At 60.9% G+C, this 16,273-nt stretch carries 17 protein-coding genes; 5 read left to right on the top strand and 12 right to left on the bottom strand.

Translation table 11 applies throughout. The features are described 5' to 3' along the window. Positions 1-176 precede the first annotated feature (176 nt). The 3 genes from fdxA to YH62_RS20840 all read right to left on the bottom strand — a co-directional run bounded on the left by fdxA (position 177) and on the right by YH62_RS20840 (position 4,139). Positions 177-515: a ferredoxin FdxA gene (fdxA, locus tag YH62_RS20850; RefSeq protein ID WP_046796204.1), complete on the bottom strand. Its 339-nt coding sequence runs from the start codon at positions 513-515 to the stop codon at positions 177-179. A gap of 224 nt (positions 516-739) precedes the next feature. Continuing rightward, positions 740-1,096 (bottom strand): RNA-binding S4 domain-containing protein, encoded by a 357-nt coding sequence (locus YH62_RS20845; RefSeq protein WP_046796203.1) that lies wholly within the window; start codon positions 1,094-1,096, stop codon positions 740-742. A 7-nt stretch (positions 1,097-1,103) separates the two neighbouring features. Beyond that, positions 1,104-4,139: a helicase-related protein gene (locus tag YH62_RS20840; RefSeq protein ID WP_046796202.1), complete on the bottom strand. Its 3,036-nt coding sequence runs from the start codon at positions 4,137-4,139 to the stop codon at positions 1,104-1,106. 717 nt (positions 4,140-4,856) lie between these two features. Between YH62_RS20840 and YH62_RS29600 the strand changes: the two genes are divergently transcribed. Next, positions 4,857-5,012: a DUF3309 family protein gene (locus YH62_RS29600; protein WP_071006158.1), complete on the top strand. Its 156-nt coding sequence runs from the start codon at positions 4,857-4,859 to the stop codon at positions 5,010-5,012. 35 nt (positions 5,013-5,047) lie between these two features. Continuing rightward, positions 5,048-5,302, top strand: a complete 255-nt coding sequence (locus YH62_RS20830; RefSeq protein WP_046796200.1) for a YMGG-like glycine zipper-containing protein — start codon at positions 5,048-5,050, stop codon at positions 5,300-5,302. 243 nt (positions 5,303-5,545) lie between these two features. On the opposite strand, the gene YH62_RS20825 is transcribed toward YH62_RS20830, so the two are convergent. Together YH62_RS20825 and YH62_RS20820 are read right to left on the bottom strand one after the other, a co-directional pair. After that, positions 5,546-6,271: a beta-ketoacyl-ACP reductase gene (locus tag YH62_RS20825; protein WP_046796199.1), complete on the bottom strand. Its 726-nt coding sequence runs from the start codon at positions 6,269-6,271 to the stop codon at positions 5,546-5,548. A gap of 125 nt (positions 6,272-6,396) precedes the next feature. Further along, positions 6,397-7,578, bottom strand: coding sequence for an acetyl-CoA C-acetyltransferase (locus tag YH62_RS20820; RefSeq protein ID WP_046796198.1), 1,182 nt, complete (start codon positions 7,576-7,578; stop codon positions 6,397-6,399). Positions 7,579-7,819: 241 nt separating this feature from the next. Between YH62_RS20820 and phaR the strand changes: the two genes are divergently transcribed. Beyond that, entirely contained in the window at positions 7,820-8,401 is a 582-nt protein-coding gene (gene phaR / locus YH62_RS20815) for a polyhydroxyalkanoate synthesis repressor PhaR (RefSeq protein ID WP_046796197.1), read from the top strand. Between the two features lie 147 nt (positions 8,402-8,548). Here the strand turns inward: phaR and rpmF are convergent, their stop codons facing one another. From rpmF to mtgA, 3 genes are all read right to left on the bottom strand, one after another. Beyond that, entirely contained in the window at positions 8,549-8,734 is a 186-nt protein-coding gene (rpmF, locus tag YH62_RS20810) for a 50S ribosomal protein L32 (RefSeq protein ID WP_025425225.1), read from the bottom strand. A 147-nt stretch (positions 8,735-8,881) separates the two neighbouring features. Continuing rightward, positions 8,882-9,529: a glutathione S-transferase family protein gene (locus YH62_RS20805; RefSeq protein WP_046796196.1), complete on the bottom strand. Its 648-nt coding sequence runs from the start codon at positions 9,527-9,529 to the stop codon at positions 8,882-8,884. A gap of 73 nt (positions 9,530-9,602) precedes the next feature. Continuing rightward, complete coding sequence (gene mtgA / locus YH62_RS20800) at positions 9,603-10,307, bottom strand: monofunctional biosynthetic peptidoglycan transglycosylase (RefSeq protein ID WP_046796195.1); 705 nt, start codon at positions 10,305-10,307, stop codon at positions 9,603-9,605. 179 nt (positions 10,308-10,486) lie between these two features. Here mtgA and YH62_RS20795 point away from each other — a divergent pair, with 179 nt between their 5' ends. Together YH62_RS20795 and YH62_RS20790 are read left to right on the top strand one after the other, a co-directional pair. After that, complete coding sequence (locus tag YH62_RS20795; RefSeq protein WP_046796194.1) at positions 10,487-11,401, top strand: polyprenyl synthetase family protein; 915 nt, start codon at positions 10,487-10,489, stop codon at positions 11,399-11,401. Between the two features lie 11 nt (positions 11,402-11,412). Next, entirely contained in the window at positions 11,413-12,054 is a 642-nt protein-coding gene (locus tag YH62_RS20790; protein WP_046796193.1) for a LysE family translocator, read from the top strand. 34 nt (positions 12,055-12,088) lie between these two features. Here YH62_RS20790 and YH62_RS20785 read toward each other — a convergent pair whose 3' ends face one another. The 4 genes from YH62_RS20785 to YH62_RS20770 all read right to left on the bottom strand — a co-directional run bounded on the left by YH62_RS20785 (position 12,089) and on the right by YH62_RS20770 (position 16,190). Next, positions 12,089-12,748, bottom strand: a complete 660-nt coding sequence (locus YH62_RS20785) for an OmpA family protein (protein ID WP_046796192.1) — start codon at positions 12,746-12,748, stop codon at positions 12,089-12,091. 76 nt (positions 12,749-12,824) lie between these two features. Further along, a complete protein-coding gene (gene ispG / locus YH62_RS20780) occupies positions 12,825-14,075 on the bottom strand; it encodes a flavodoxin-dependent (E)-4-hydroxy-3-methylbut-2-enyl-diphosphate synthase (protein WP_046796191.1) in 1,251 nt (416 codons plus the stop codon). Between the two features lie 112 nt (positions 14,076-14,187). Continuing rightward, positions 14,188-15,381, bottom strand: coding sequence for an MFS transporter (locus YH62_RS20775; RefSeq protein ID WP_046796190.1), 1,194 nt, complete (start codon positions 15,379-15,381; stop codon positions 14,188-14,190). Beyond that, entirely contained in the window at positions 15,378-16,190 is an 813-nt protein-coding gene (locus YH62_RS20770; protein ID WP_046796412.1) for a DeoR/GlpR family DNA-binding transcription regulator, read from the bottom strand. The genes YH62_RS20775 and YH62_RS20770 overlap by 4 nt, the downstream gene beginning before the upstream one ends. Positions 16,191-16,273: the final 83 nt, after the last annotated feature.

The following is a 16,273-nucleotide window of genomic DNA, read 5'->3' as shown; positions in this document are numbered from 1 at the left end:
ATGTTTTTTGGGCACGCGAGTGCCGCCTTGTGGAACAGTATTTGTTGTGTACCACAAAAAAGTGCCGAAATCAATAATTTGCTTTAGGAAGCCGATTCCGGCGCATCATTTGCTGCTGCCCAACAAAAAGGCAGAAGCAATGTACTATCGGAATATCGGGTTGACTTTAGGGGATTTCAATCCCCTTGGCCGGGCTCCGGCGAGAAGAACTTATCGAATTTGTTTTCGACGCCGTCCATCTCTTTGGCTTCGGGTAGCTCGTCCCGCTTGACCGTGATGTTCGGCCAGATTTGAGCGTAATCCGCATTCAGCTTCAGCCATTTGTCGAGGCCCGGTTCCGTATCCGGCTTGATCGCCTCGGCGGGACATTCCGGCTCGCAAACGCCGCAATCGATGCATTCGTCCGGATGGATAACGAGAAAATTTTCACCTTCGTAAAAGCAATCGACCGGGCAAACCTCCACGCAGTCGGTATATTTGCAGCGGATGCAATTGTCGGTCACGACATACGTCATTACGGCACTCCGAGAAAATCGCGGTCAGAGCAAAGGCGAACAGAAAAGGCGCCAGGGAAAACCGAAAACCTGCCCGTTTCCGGTTGGGGCACGTGACCGGATTTCGTCCGTCAGGTAAAGCCTTTGCAGGCATATAGCAAGGACAAACAATCCTTTAAACCGGCTCTCGGGAGTGCTTTATTCTCATCGAGATCAGATCGTAAAGCTTCCCGTTTCCGCGGCTCCTATCTTCGAAAAGGTCGGGATGCAGGTCCGCGCTGAGCACGCTCGAAAGGCGTGAGCGGCTTCTGCCGATCAGAGGGCGTCACGTCGTCGTAAAGCAGTCTCGCCTCTTCGAAAGGGCCGCGCCGAGCGCCGGGCGCGCGCACTACCAAAACGACGTCGCGCCTATCGAGCAGCATTTCGATCCTGTCGCCAGGCTTTACCATGCGGCTCGGCTGATCGCAGGCCTCGCCATTGATCGTCACCGCACCCGCTGAAATCAGCGACTGTGCAAGCGAACGCGATTTCACCATGCGGGCGAAGAAGAGCCACTTGTCGATGCGCTGCCGCGAATCTCGCTGTGGCTCCGTTTCCGTCATGAGAGACCTATTTCTTCATCTGCTCCTTGAGCGCAGCCAGTTTTGCGAAGGGCGAATCCGGGTCGATCGGCTTCTCCTTACGCGGGGGCTTGGCCTCGAAACGAGCAGGTTGCGACGTTTTGCCACGCTCCGCCCGATCCTGACGCTCACCACGGTCCGGTCGCGGCCCGCGGTCCCCCTTGTTCCCGTCCGGCCGACGGTTTTCGCGATTGGGTCTGCCACCCTCACGCCGGCCTTCCGCGCCGGCGCCGGCATTCCGCTGACCCTGACCTTGGCCCTGCCCCTGACCTCGCCGCTCACCCTGCTGTGGGCGACGCTGGTTGTCGCGGCCGCCACTCGGACGCCAGAGCAGGACCGGTTTCGGCTCTTCCGGCTCGGCGGCCTTGGCAGCCTCGGAGGCATCCCCCGCCTCTGTAGCAGGCTCAACTGTTGCTTCCTGAGCCGGAGCTTCGGCAGCCGTTTCTTCCACCTGTCCCTCAGCCGGCGCTTCCGCGGCCCGATCTTCGCCGAGAGCATCGGCCTCTTCGTCCGTGTCGGTCGAGCTTTCTACAGCCGGCGCGGATGTGGTCGCGGCACCGACGTCATGGCTCGCAAGGAAAGCCTGAGCCTCCTCGGCCTTGATCACGTCCGCCCGATAACCGAGCCCCTTGAGTATCTCCTCCATGTCGTCCGGCGTCGCACCGAGGATCGAGAGCATGGCGGTGGTCGTCGTGAAGCGCCGACCGTCATAGGCACCTTCCGGACGCGGCGTCGCGCCGGGCTTCCACTGCAGCAGCGGCCGGATCAGATCGGCAAGGCGCTCCAGGATATCGATGCGCACCGCGCGCTTTCCGAGGAAGCGGAAGCCTGCGAGCTTGTAGAACATCCGCTCGAAGCCTGGCTCCGCGACGACCGACGTGCGGCCGGCGGCAAGCGCTGGAATGAGGTCCCCATAACCCGGCTTGTCGAGACCGTCATTCTTCAACGCCCACAGCAGCGTAATGAGCTCTGCGGGAGCGGGCTTCAGAAGCGCCGGTATGAAAACATGATAGGCGCCGAAGCGGATGCCATAGCGGCGCATGGAAGCACGGGCATCCTGGTCGAGCGCCTTCACCTCGTCGGCGACATCGCGGCGGAAGAGCACGCCGAGGTTTTCGACGAGCTGGAATGCCAGTCCCTTTGCCAGCCCCTGAAGGTCCTCGGCACGGGAAAGATCATCGAGCGGCTTCAGAATCGTCGCGATGTGATGATTGACGAAGCGCTCGATGCGAGCATGGACATGGTCCCGCGCATTGCCGGTAAGCTGCTCGTCCGACAGAAGGATAACGCGGGGGCGCATCACGTTGTCGCCCGCGGCAAGGCGGCCCACGGGCTCTCCGAGCCAGCGCACGAAACCATCCGAGGCGAGCGCGAAGTCGCCGTTGCCCGCCGCGTAAAGCCGGGCGGCCCGGGCTTCGAACTCCAGAGCAAGCGCCTTTTGAGCCGCGGCCTGGATAGCCTTGGCATCCGGCCCTTCCGCACCCGCAACGGGCGTGAACCGGAACCCGGCCAATTGTCCGACGTGATGCCCCTCTACGAAGACATCGCCATTCACACTGATTTCTGCTTCCAGCATCGCATTCTCTCTAAGGCGCTTCATGAGCACAGATGTCCTGCGATCAACAAAGCGTTTCGTCAACCGTTCATGTAACGCGTCGGACAACCTATCCTCTATTTCCCGCGTCTTTTCTTGCCAGTGTGTCGGATCGGCAAGCCAGCCGGGGCGGTTTGAGACATAGGTCCAGGTGCGTATCTGCGCGATCCGGGCGGAAAGCGTGTCGATCTCGCCATCGGTTCGGTCGGCACGGCGAACCTGCTCGGCCATGAAATCTTCGTTCACCGTTCCCGCTCTTACGAGATCGAAGAAAAGCGTCGAAATCAGGTCCGCGTGCTGTGCAGGCGTTATACGGCGATAATCCGGCAGCGCACAGGTCTCCCAGAGTTTTTCGATCCGCGCGGGCGTGGTGGCGACGTCCTTCACCTCCGGATAGCGGGAAAGGTAATCGAGCGCCTGGCTGTCCGTAGCGGGGAGCGCCCGCGCCAATCCCGGCAGGGTCGGAGCCGTATCGAGACTGTCGCGCAGTGCCTTGAGCGAGGAAAAGTCGAAGCTCTTGGAACGCCACTGAAGCACCTTCACATGATCGAACTCATGGCCCTCGATCCTCTCGACAAGTTCGTCGTCCAAGGGCGCCACCTGCCCTGTGACGCCGAAGGTGCCGTCGCGCAGGTATCGACCGGCGCGTCCGGCGATCTGGCCGAGCTCGGCCGGGTTGAGATTGCGGAACTGGTAGCCGTCGAATTTCCTGTCCTGCGCAAAAGCTACGTGGTCCACGTCGAGATTGAGGCCCATGCCGATCGCATCGGTGGCGACGAGATATTCGACGTCGCCCGCCTGATAGAGCCCGACCTGGGCGTTGCGCGTTCGTGGGCTGAGAGCACCGAGCACGACTGCCGCTCCGCCGCGCTGCCTGCGGATCAATTCGGCAATCGCATAGACTTCGTCAGCTGAAAACGCGACGATCGCAGAGCGCTGCGGCAAGCGGGTGATCTTCTTCTGTCCGGCATAGAAGAGCTGCGAGAGACGCGGCCGTTCCACCACGGTGAGACCCGGAAGCAGTTTTTCCAGGATGGGGCGCATGGTGGCGGCCCCGAGAAGCAGCGTCTCCTCGCGCCCGCGCAGGTGCAGGATACGATCGGTGAAGATGTGGCCCCGTTCGAGATCGCCGGCCAGCTGCACTTCGTCGATAGCGACGAAAGCGGACTTGGTCTCGCGCGGCATCGCCTCCACGGTGCAGACGGAAAACCGCGCATTAGGGGGCGTGATCTTTTCCTCGCCTGTGACCAGAGCCACATGCGCGGTCCCGACCTTTTCCACCACGCGCGTATAGACCTCGCGCGCCAGCAGGCGCAGCGGCAGGCCGATGACGCCCGATCCGTGCGCCACCATCCTTTCGATGGCATAGTGAGTCTTGCCGGTATTTGTGGGGCCGAGTACGGCGGTTACGCCGCGCCCGCTGAGCGTCATGGGCTGGAAGTTCAAAGCCGGATCCCAAACATCCTATCCGGCCGCTCCCTCGCTTGCACGAAACGGCGACCGTGTCACACATGGCAATCCACGCAGCGAAAGGCAAGTCGGCAGAGCCCTTCCTTTCGCAAAAATCCGAGACATCCATCCCGAACCTGCGCTTCCCACACCCGAAAAACACCCGCTGGCGAACAAACGCGAACGAATCGGCTACGAATCGAAGACTCAAGAGGATTCAGTTTTTGTTCACCGCTATATTTAGTGAGAGCGGATGAAGGTGCCACGATATTCTGAATCTTGCCTGTTGCCGCCCTCTCCAGGCAGCAACAAAGGTGAAGGGGGCGCATGTTCAGAGAAAACCGAAAGAGTCAATCAATTGATTTGGTTAATTTTTCTTAGGCGCTCCAGCGCTTTCGCCGTCTCATGAAGCCGCTCCCGTTAACATCTCGACCAAAGGCGGAACGAATCACCGACGAATCGGTGACAGGAACACTTTCATGTTCTGTTCTCACAACATCTGGTAGGCCACCGCACGTGAAAGACACGAGAGACCGGTTTTTGAAACTCACTTTGGCGGGTGATCGGTGACCGTTGTTAACGTTTTCTCCTATTCCATTTACCCATTGTTTACAAAGACCGCCCTGTCTGGAACAAAACTGTTAACCCAGCGTTTGTTCCCGCACGTCTTGACAGATTCTGCAGAGGAGGAGGAAAACCATGCTCGGAACGATTTTACTCGTGATCCTCATTCTGCTCTTGGTTGGTGCGTTGCCAAACTGGGGCTACAGCCGAAATTGGGGATATGGCCCTTCGGGCGGACTTGGCCTGGTGGTCCTGATCCTCATCATCCTCCTGCTGATGGGCAGGATCTGAGCGGGGCACCCGCATAGAAGGGAAGGGAAAGTCAGATGAAAAAGTTCTTGCTCGCATGCGCCCTGATCGGAACGCTTGCATCCTGCACGTCCACCGAGAAGGGAACCGCGATCGGCGCAGCATCCGGCGCAGTCATTGGCGGTGCGGTCACCGATAGTTGGGGCGGCGCGGCCGTCGGCGCAGTGGCCGGGGGCCTGGTCGGCGCGGCAATCGGTGAATCCGAAAAGCGGCGCGGCTATTGCGTCTATCGCGACCGTTACGGCCGGACCTACGAGGCACGTTGCCGCTAAGCCGTACCGGCTATCGGGGACACTGAAACAAGCGGGCGCGGTCTAAAGCGGCGCCCGTTCATTTGCCGCCGTTAACTTTCGGGCCGAAACCGGAACGAATCGCTGACGAATCGGCGACGGATGCGTTTTCGTGTTTTGTTCACCGCTACATATCGTTGCAAAACAATCTGTTAACCACAAAATCCCGAGGTTTCCTGGTCGCTCTTCCATCCAATCGTTAATGATCGGACACGAAAGCACCCGTCAAACGAAGAGCTGACCGCCATTCACGGTGAGTGTCGATCCAGTGATGAAAGCTGCATCGTCAGAAGCGAGGAACACCACACATCGGGCAATTTCCTCCGGCTCGCCGAGACGGCCCACCGGGATTTGCGGGATGATTTTCTCGCTCAGCACCTTTTCCGGCACAGCCATCACCATCTCCGTCGCAATATAGCCAGGGCAAATCGCATTGACGGTGATGTTTTTCGTCGCCCCTTCCTGTGCCAGTGCCTTGGTGAAGCCGAGATCGCCGGCCTTTGCTGCGGAATAATTGACCTGCCCGAGCTGCCCTCTCTGGCCATTGATCGACGAAATGTTGATGACGCGCCCGAAGCCACGCTCGCGCATGCCCGGCCAGACCGGATGAGTCATGTTGAAGAGACCCGTCAGGTTGGTCGCGATGACCTCGTTCCATTGCTGCGGGGTGATCTTGTGGAACATTCCGTCACGTGTGATCCCCGCGTTGTTGACGAGGACATCCACCGGGCCGAGCTCCGCCTCGATCTTTGCTATGCCCTCGACGCAAGCCTGATAATCCGACACATCCCATTTGAAGACCGGAATACCCGTGCTCTCGTGGAAGGCATTCGCCTTTTCTTCGTTGCCGGCGAAATTCGCCGCGACGCGGTAGCCCGCATCCTTGAGTGCGATGGAGATCGCGGCGCCGATACCGCGTGTTCCTCCCGTAACCAGGGCGACCCTTCTCATGCTCGACATTTCCCCTTTTTGCTTAACCGCATCCGATTCTTGATGATCCGGTTAAGCGGTAATTCCACGAGCGTTTGTCATTCCCGATATATCCGCCTTCAAATCGTCGAGGCGCCTTCGACCGGCTACATGGCCTCAAAGCACATGGCGACACCCATGCCCCCACCGATGCAGAGTGTCGCAAGCCCTTTCCTGGCGCTGCGGCGCTTCATCTCGAAGAGCAGCGTATTGAGAATGCGAGCACCGGACGCGCCGATCGGGTGACCGATGGCAATCGCCCCGCCGTTGACGTTGACGATTGCCGGGTCCCAGCCAAGCTCCTTGTTAACTGCGCAAGCCTGCGCGGCGAAAGCTTCGTTGGATTCCACCAGATCGAGGTCGGCAGCCTTCCAGCCGGCCTTGTCGAGTGCCTTCCGCGAAGCAGGAATGGGGCCGGTTCCCATGACCTGCGGATCGACACCGGCCGTCGCCCAGGACACGATGCGCGCCAATGGCGCAAGACCACGGCGGACCGCCTCCTCTTCCGTCATCAGCACGGCGGCGGCGGCCCCATCGTTAATTCCGGACGCGTTGCCCGCGGTCACCGTTCCTTCCTTGTCGAAGGCGGGGCGAAGCTTGGCCATGGCATCGAGCGTCGCGCCGGCGCGAATATATTCGTCGCTGTCCACCGTCACGTCCCCCTTTCTCGTCTGAACGACGAACGGAACGATCTCATCCTTGAACCGCCCGGCAGCCTGCGCCGCCTCCGCCTTGTTCTGGGAGGACACGGCGAACTGATCCTGTTCATCGCGGGAAAGCTGCCATTGGCGGGCAATGTTCTCGGCGGTGATACCCATGTGATAGCCATAGAAGGCATCCGTCAGCCCGTCCTTGATCATCGTATCGATCAACTTCAAATCGCCCATTTTCACCCCGCCGCGCAGATGCGCGCAATGGGGTGCCATGGACATCGATTCCTGCCCGCCGGCGACGATGATCCGCGCATCGCCAAGCGCGATCTGCTGCATGCCGAGTGCCACGGCGCGCAGGCCTGAGCCACAGACCTGGTTGACGCCCCAGGCGGTCGCTCCCTGCGGGACGCCAGCCTTCATTGCCGCCTGCCGGATCGGGTTTTGCCCCTCGCCGGCCGACAACACCTGGCCGAGGATCACTTCGTCGACCTCGGCGGCATCGACGCCTGCGCGCGACAGCGCTCCCCTGATCGCAGTCGCCCCGAGTTCATGCGCCGGCACGGTCGCGAACGCTCCGTTGAAGGAGCCGACAGCGGTGCGGGCCGCCGATGCGATGACGATGGATGGGGTGGCCATGGATGTCTCCTCCTTATTGGTGCATTGCACGAGACTGGCAAAGCTCGCCTTCGGAGTCAAACGCCAGGCACGGCCGGTTATATGCTGTTAATGACCTTGAAAATACATGGATTTGCTGCGCAACACGAATGACATCGCGTTGCACAAAGAGATTGTCAGCCTGCGTCATTTGGGCTTACATTCATTTTGGGAGAAGAAATACCAAACATAAAAACACACCGACGGGACGAGGAGGCAAACTATGGCGAAAACCGAAGGCGAAATCATAATCAAGAAATATGCCAACCGGCGCCTTTATAATACCGGCACCAGCACGTATGTGACGCTGGAAGATCTCGCAAAAATGGTGAAGAAGGGTGAGGAATTCACCGTTCAGGATGCCAAGACGGGCGAAGACATTACCCATTCCGTGCTGACCCAGATTATTTTCGAGCAGGAATCAAAAACCGGCAACACGCTGCTGCCGGTTTCCTTCCTGCGCCAGCTCATATCCTACTACGGCGACCATATGCAGATGGTGGTGCCGACCTTCCTCGAGCATTCGATGAAGACCTTCGCCGACCAGCAGGCGCAGATGCGCGAGCAGATGACGCGGGCCTTTGGCGAAACGCCGCTGACCAAGAACCTGCAGGTCCCGATGCAGATGATGGAAGAGCAGGTGCGGCGCAACACGGAGCTGTTCCGGCAGGCCGTGCAGATGTTCTCTCCCTTCACGGCGCAGCCCCCGGCTCCCACGCCCAAAAAGGCAGAATCGAAGGATATCGACGAGCTGAAGGAACAGCTCCGCAATCTTCAGAACCGGCTCGACCGCTTGGGAAGCTGACGCGAGCCGAAGCCTCCCCTACCGCGATGCAGACCCTTATCGACGATGCGAGGCACCTCCAGCCGCCGTGTCGCTGCCTGCCTGAAAACCAAGAAACAAAAAAGGCCGGCAAAGCCGGCCTTCATGCAAACTTCCTGCAAGGAAAGCTTATGCGCTTTCCTTCGGCGTCAGAACCTGGCGACCGCGATACATGCCGGTCTTGAGGTCGATGTGATGCGGACGGCGCAGCTCGCCGGAGTTCTTATCTTCGATATAGGTCGGAGTCTTGAGCGCATCAGCGGAGCGGCGCATACCGCGCTTCGACGGGCTCGTTTTTCTCTTCGGTACAGCCATTTCTGTTACTCCACTTCGTGCAAGACATGATCCCCGGCCGGAATTGAGGCCGAACTCGTCACGTCTCGATTTCGGAAATTTGCCGGGCTTATACATGCCCGACAGGGCTTTGACCAGTCCCCGGCCGGATTTTTTCGAGAATTCCGCCTATGCCTCGCCTTCCGGTACGATCCAGGTCTCAGCGAGCGCCGCCTGCTGCCATTTCAGCCAGGCGGGGTGCGCCTTCACCGCCGCCATGTAGTCGAGCGTATCGCTGTCCGTCACCAGGTCATAGACCTCGAAACGGCTGACGACCGGTGCGAACATCGCGTCGGCCGCAGAAAATTGCCCGAACAGGAAAGGCCCGCCGGATTTCTTCCTGCACTCCCGCCAGATCGTCTCGATGCGGGCGATATCCTCCGTAACACCGTCCGGCAGGGCGATCTTTCCCTTCGGACGACGCATGTCCATCGGGCAGGCGCTGCGGAGCGCCCGAAAGCCGGACAGCATCTCCATGGAGATCGACCGGGCAACGGCACGGTCCGCTACCGCCCTGGGCCACAAGCTCTTGTCTGGGAAAAGCTCCGCCACATACTCGATGATCGCGAGAGACTCCCACACACGCACCTCACCGTGATGCAGGGCCGGCACGCGCCCCGTCGGCGAAATCCCCTTGAATTTCGGATTGCCGGCCGGAAAATCGAAGGGGATCAGAACTTCTTCGAAGTCGATGCCGACCGCCGTCAGCGCCATCCAGGGGCGGAAGGACCATGACGAATAGTTCTTATTGCCGATATAGAGGATCAACTTGTCCATGTGGGTTCCCCGATTGAGCACTGCTGCCCCTATACCGACCGCCATTCCTCACGACCAATGAAATCGCGGAAACTCAGTCATAAAGACATTTGATATAGTCGCCGGAGCTTCGCGCCCGGCGATCCACCAGGCCGGCAAGCCGCCGCATGCCGCGGCCGGGCTTGCCCGCCACGCGCTCGATCGGATTGGGAAGTGCAACGGCGAGAAGTGCGGCCTGCTGCCGGCTGAGTTGCGAGGCGGAAACACCGAAGTGATGCTTTGCCGCCGCCTCGACGCCGTAGATGCCGGGACCCCATTCCGCGACGTTGAGATAGATTTCCATCATCCGTCGTTTCGGCCAGACAAAGTCGGCCGCGATCGCAAGCGGCAGTTCCAGCACCTTGCGAAGGAAGGAGCGCCCGTTCCAGAGGAAAAGGTTCTTCGCCGTCTGCATGGATATGGTGCTTGCGCCGCGCGTCGCATCGCCTTTGATCGTCTGTTGGACGACCAGGCGCATTTCCCCCCAGTCGACGCCGCCATGGGCACAGAACTGTCCGTCTTCGGACATCATCACGGCGCGCACGAGGTTTGGCGAGATGTCCTCGAAATCTGCCCATTGCCGGTCATAGCCACGCAAAGCCGCAAGATCGGCCAGCATCAGCGTTGAGATCGGGCGAACGAAGGGGACTCCATAGACGAAGATCAAGAGATACGGCAGAAGCACGAGCGCAATGGCAGCGAGCACGACCCGCCGCAGACGCGACTGAAAGGGTCGCCTTCGGCCGGCTCGCGCTATCAACGGCTCATCCTCTCCGGCGGAACTGTTCCTAGCTGACGTCCAATGATCCCCACTCTTCCTCTCTTTCCCGGAAGTTTCATAGCCGCTGCGTACGGGCAAGGCGAGTCCGCCGATGAAAACTTCCCGTGTACTGGTGAATCGCCGTTGCCAGCCAGTCACCGTCATGCCAAACAGCGGCCATGACGATGGGACGGACAGCATTCGAAAACCACTTGCGGGAGAGGGCGGCGGAGACAGAAGCTCTGCTTGGGCTGCTGCTTTCCGATCAATGCCTTGCCGGCGAGATCGCCCGCCCGTCCCACCTGCTGGCCGCGATGCGCCACGGCGCGCTGAACGGCGGCAAACGGTTGCGGCCATTTCTGGTGGAGGAGAGTGCGGCGCTCTTCGACGGCGAGCCTGAAGCCGCGCGCCGCGTTGGGGCGGCCCTTGAATTCCTCCACTGCTATTCGCTGATCCATGACGATTTGCCGGCCATGGACGATGACGACCTGCGCCGCGGTCAGCCGACCGTCCACAAGGCTTTCGACGAAGCGACCGCCATTCTCGCCGGCGATGGTCTGCTCACCTATGCCTTCGATGTGGTCGCCGCGCCGGAGACCGATCTTCCTGCTCAAAGGAAGGCAGGCTTGGTGCTGGCGCTTGCGCGCGCTGCCGGCATTGGCGGCATGGCGGGTGGCCAGGCGCTCGATCTTGCCGCGGAAAAATCGCCCCCGGACGAGGCTGGCATCACCACCTTGCAGGCCATGAAGACCGGCGCGCTCCTGCGCTTCGCCTGCGAGGCCGGAGCCATCCTGGCGGGAGCGGGGGAGAGCGATCGCGAACGTCTCAGCCTTTTCGGCCAGAAGATCGGACTTGCCTTCCAGCTCGCCGACGATCTTCTCGATATCACCGCCGATGCCGCTACACTCGGCAAGGCGACAGGCAAGGACGCCGGACGCGGCAAGGGCACCCTGGTTGCCTTGCATGGAATTGCCTGGGCCGAGGAACGGCTCGCCACGCTGACCGTCGAGGCCGTGGATCTTCTTGCTCCCTACGGAGAAAAAGCTGAAATACTTCAGGAAGCGGCTCGTTTCATCGCCAGCCGCGAACACTGAGGAGCAGTTCGATGCCTGAGGTTTTCAGCTTCCTGCCGCAGATGTGGCCGGCCTATGTCGCCTATCTGATTGCCGTGGTGAGTCCCGGACCTGCGGTCTTTGCCATCATCGGCACCTCGATCGCGCAGGGCCGACGCGCCGGCCTGATCACCGCTTTCGGCATCAGCGGTGGATCGCTGACCTGGGCAACCGCAGCCGCGCTCGGGCTTGCCGCGGTGCTGCGGCACTATGCGATCGCGCTCGAAATCATGAAGATCCTCGGCGGGCTCTATCTGCTCTATCTCGCCTGGAAAGCCTTCAAATCGGCACGCCTGCCTGATGCTCAGGCAGCAATCGGCCAAGCGAAGACCAGCCTCGGTGCACGGCAGCTTTGGCTGAGAGGATATGCCATACACATGACGAACCCGAAGGCGATCTTCGCCTGGCTCGCCATCATCTCGCTTGGCCTGCCGGAAAATGCGCCGACCTCGGCGATCCTGCTGATCATCGGTGTCTGCATGATTTCCGGTCTGGTGATCTTCACGAGCTACGCCCTGCTGTTTTCGACGCCAAGAGCACTGCGCAGCTATCGAGCCGCGCGGCGTTGGATCGAAGGTGCGATGGCACTGTTCTATGGTGCCGCCGGCCTGAAGCTCCTGGCGAGCCGGATTTAGCCGGCCCCGCTTCTAGAGCGGCTCAGGGCGAACCTTAGCCTTGCGTGATCGGCGCGATCATTACCTCGACGCGGCGGTTCTGCGCGCGACCATCCGGCGTCGCGTTGGATGCAATCGGCTGCGACGGGCCGAAGCCCATGGTCGACATGCGGCGCTGATCGACCCCGCGGCCTGCAAGATAATTCGCGACCGATGCGGCGCGGCGTTCCGAAAGGCCCTGATTATGCGCCAGGCTGCCGGTGGAATCCGTATGACCGTTCACGTCGATATAGGTCTTGCCGAACTTGTTCAGCACGATCGCGACGGAATCGAGCGTCGCATAGAAGGGTGGGATCACCTGATCTTGGTCGGTTGCGAACGTGACGTTCGACGGCATGTTGAGCACGATGCGGTCACCCACACGCGTGACCGAAACGCCGGTGCCTTGCAGCTGCTGGCGCAGTTCCGCTTCCTGGCTATCCATATAGTTGCCGATCGCGCCGCCGGCGAGGCCGCCGATCGCTGCACCGATGAGCGCATTGCGGCCCTTGCTGCCGCCGCCGACCACAAGGCCGCCAAGCGCGCCGAGGCCAGCGCCAATCGCCGCACCGCCTGCGGTATTGGAAACTTTTTGCTCGCCTGTATAGGGGTCGGTAGTGGTGCAGGAGGAAAGATAGGTCGCGCAAAGCGCAACGATTGCGACTTTCTTGATCATTCGAATCGATATCCCCGTCGTCTGTGGCCACACTTCATTTATCATGAAATGCGGCGATAGCGAGGAGAACTCGAGCCTATTCGGCCGCCGTTCGCTGACCGAAGCGCTGTTCGATATATTCGATCACGAGCTTTTCAAAGTCTGCCGCAATATTGGGGCCGCGCAGCGTCATCGCCTTCTTGCCATCGATGAAGATCGGAGCCGCCGGCGTCTCGCCGGTTCCCGGAAGCGAGATGCCGATGTCGGCATGCTTGCTTTCACCCGGTCCGTTGACGATACAGCCCATTACCGCGACATTCAGCGCCTCGACGCCCGGATATTTCTCGCGCCAGACCGGCATGTTCTTGCGGATGTCGTCCTGGATGCGCTGGGCGAGTTCCTGGAAGACCGTCGAGGTCGTCCGGCCGCAACCGGGACATGCCGCAACGACCGGAATGAACTGGCGGAAGCCCATGACCTGCAGGATTTCCTGGGCCACCTGCACCTCGCGGGTGCGATCGCCGTTCGGCTCCGGCGTCAGCGAGACGCGGATCGTATCGCCGATCCCCTGCTGCAGCACATAAGCCATGGCCGCCGAAGAGGCCACAATACCCTTGGAACCCATGCCCGCTTCGGTGAGGCCGAGATGCAGGGCGTGGTTGGAGCGCTCCGCAAGCATGGAATAGCAGGCAATGAGGTCCTGCACCTGACTGACCTTCGCGGAGAGAATGATACGGTTACGGGGCAGACCGATGCTTTCGGCAAGCTCCGCCGAGATCAGGGCCGACTGGACGATCGCCTCATGCATGACCTGTCGGGCGGAAAGCGGGGAACCCGCTTCGGCATTCCGGTCCATCAGCGTGGTCAGGAGGTCCTGGTCGAGTGATCCCCAGTTGACGCCGATGCGGACCGGCTTGTCGTAACGGATCGCCATCTCGATGATGTCGGCGAACTGCTTATCCTTCTTGTCCTTGAAGCCGACATTGCCCGGATTGATACGGTATTTCGCAAGTGCCTCGGCACAGGCCGGATGATCGGCGAGAAGTTTATGGCCGATATAGTGGAAGTCTCCCACCAGCGGCACGTCCATGCCAAGCCGCAGCAGGCGTTCGTGAATCTTCGGCACGGCAGCCGCGCTCTCGTCGCGGTCAACCGTGATGCGGACAATCTCCGAGCCGGCCTTGTGAAGGGCCGCGACCTGAGCGACCGTCGCGTCGATATCGGCCGTATCCGTATTGGTCATCGACTGAACGACGACGGGCGCACCCCCGCCGACGATCACGCCGCCGACATCGACGGCAACAGTGGCGCGGCGCGGTTTCGGATCGTAATCGAGCGGTGAGGACATGGTCGCGGTCTCGGTGCCTTCAAGCAGAATTGCATTTCAGGTGGCGTATGCATTGCCGCTTGTCAACCACTCACCTGAGGCACTTTTGCGGCATGGCGACCATGCCGCTTCGTCAGTGATGCGCCCCGTCCGCATACCGCGCGAGACGCGATACGGCTAGTACGACGATGAGGAAGCCGGAAAGCGCCAGGAAGATCGATGCAAGCCCGGTATGTTCGGCTACGAAGCCGATCACCGATGGCGCGAGCAGGATACCGGAATAGCCCATGGTCGTGACGACAGAAAGCCCGACACCCGCCGCCATGCCGGGCAGGTTGCCGGCAGCAGAAAAGACGATCGGCACCATGTTGGAAATACCGATACCGGCGAGCGCAAAGCCCACGATGGCAACCGCCGAATTCGGCGCAAGCCCGATGATCGCAAGTCCGGCAATGGCGATCGTGCCGCAGATCCTGAGCGTCATGACAGCCCCCAGCCGGTCGCGGATGAGATCGCCTGCAAAGCGCATGATCGCCATGGTGAGCGAAAAACCGGCAAAGGCGAAGCCGGACAGCGCAACCGAGGCGCCGAGTTCATTGCGCATGTAAAGCGCGCCCCAATCGAGGACAGCGCCCTCCGGAATCATGCAGAACAGAGCAACGATGCCGATCAGCCAAGGCAGCGGTGTGCGCGGCAGGCGGCTGCGCGTTCCGTCCTTGTGTTCGTCGGGATGCGGCGCATCATGCAGCACGATTTTCCAGCTGGCGGCGATCATCAGCGCGGCGAACAGCGTGACGACAACGGCATGCGCAAGAACGCCGATCGACTGGATGAGAAAGCCGCCGGTCGATGCCCCGATAAGCCCGCCAAGGCTCCAGAACGCATGGCAAGACGACATGATGGCCCGGCGCATATGCTTTTCGGTCGCCACCGCATTCGCATTCATCGCCACGTCCATGGCGCCGATCAGCCCGCCGAACAGGAAGATGGCAATCGCACCGCTCCAGATCTCGCCGCTCAGCGAAAGGAGGAAAAGCATTGGCGTCAGAAGCACCGCGGCGAACTTCGACACCATGTTGGAACCGAAGCGGGCGATCTGGCTGCCGGCGATCGGCATCATGATTATGGAGCCGACGCCGAAGACCAGGATCATCAGCCCCAGTTCCTTTTCGCTCAAGCCAAGACGCTCGGCGAATTCGGGAATCTTCGGCGCCCAGGCTCCCACCATGAACCCGTTCATCAGGAAGAGCAGCGCCACACCGGCGCGTTCCCTGGTAAGATAGGACGCGAGCGGGCGCACCGTCTTTTCGACATCCGACTGGCTCATGGGGTGTTTCCTCTTGTTGGTCTTTTGTCGTTGATCGTACCGGCGGACGCACAGCGATGTACCTCGACACCCTGCCGGCCCAGTTGCTGGACCACCGCCGCATCCGCATCGGCTTCCACCACCAGCGACAGCGGTGCGGCGAGATCGTGCACATGAAATGCCGCCCGAAGCCCGAGCTTGTCCGAAGTGATCGCCGCGAGGCTACGTTTGCTAGCGGTGCTTGCCAGCCGCTTGAAGGCGGCGTCCTCGAAAACGTCCGCCGCCAGCCCTTCGTCCAGTGTCAGGCCGCAGGCGCCGAGGATGCAGAGGTCAGGGCGTATCGCCTCCAGTTGCCGGATCGCCGTCGCATCGATCGCCGCACCCACGGCTGGATCGACCTTCCCACCGATCATCACGAGTTCAATGCCGGCCCGGCCGGCAAGTTCGGCGGCGATGGCCGGTGTGTTGGTGATCGCCGTCAGCCGCAACCCTTCGGGAAGATTGCGAGCGATGGCCAGATTGGTCGATCCCGCATCGAAGAAGACGGCGCTGCCCTCGGCAAGCAGGCCCGCCACCGTCCGCCCCAGCACCGCCTTGCGGTCTGGCTCGTCGGCGATACGGACTCGAAGCGGCACCGTCTGCCCGGCAGACAGCAGTGCGCCGCCATAGACACGCTCGCACTCGCCCCGCGCCGCCATCTCGCGCAGGTCGCGCCGAACCGTATCCTCCGAAACGTCGAAAGTCTGCGCCAGTTCATGGGCAGAAACGCGCCCCTTGGCGCGCAACTGCGCCAATATCTCCGACTGTCTCTCGCTGACAAAATGATCCATGCGCGGCAACATGCACAATTCGGCACAAACATGCAATAACCGGCACTCGTTATTGCATCTCAACGCAGAAAGGCGGCCCTGTA

It is taken from the genome of Rhizobium sp. LC145 (assembly GCF_001005825.1).
GTDB lineage: Bacteria > Pseudomonadota > Alphaproteobacteria > Rhizobiales > Rhizobiaceae > Neorhizobium.
The sequence above is the reverse complement of the archived record's forward strand: the minus strand, read 5'-3'. Positions and strand labels throughout refer to the sequence as shown.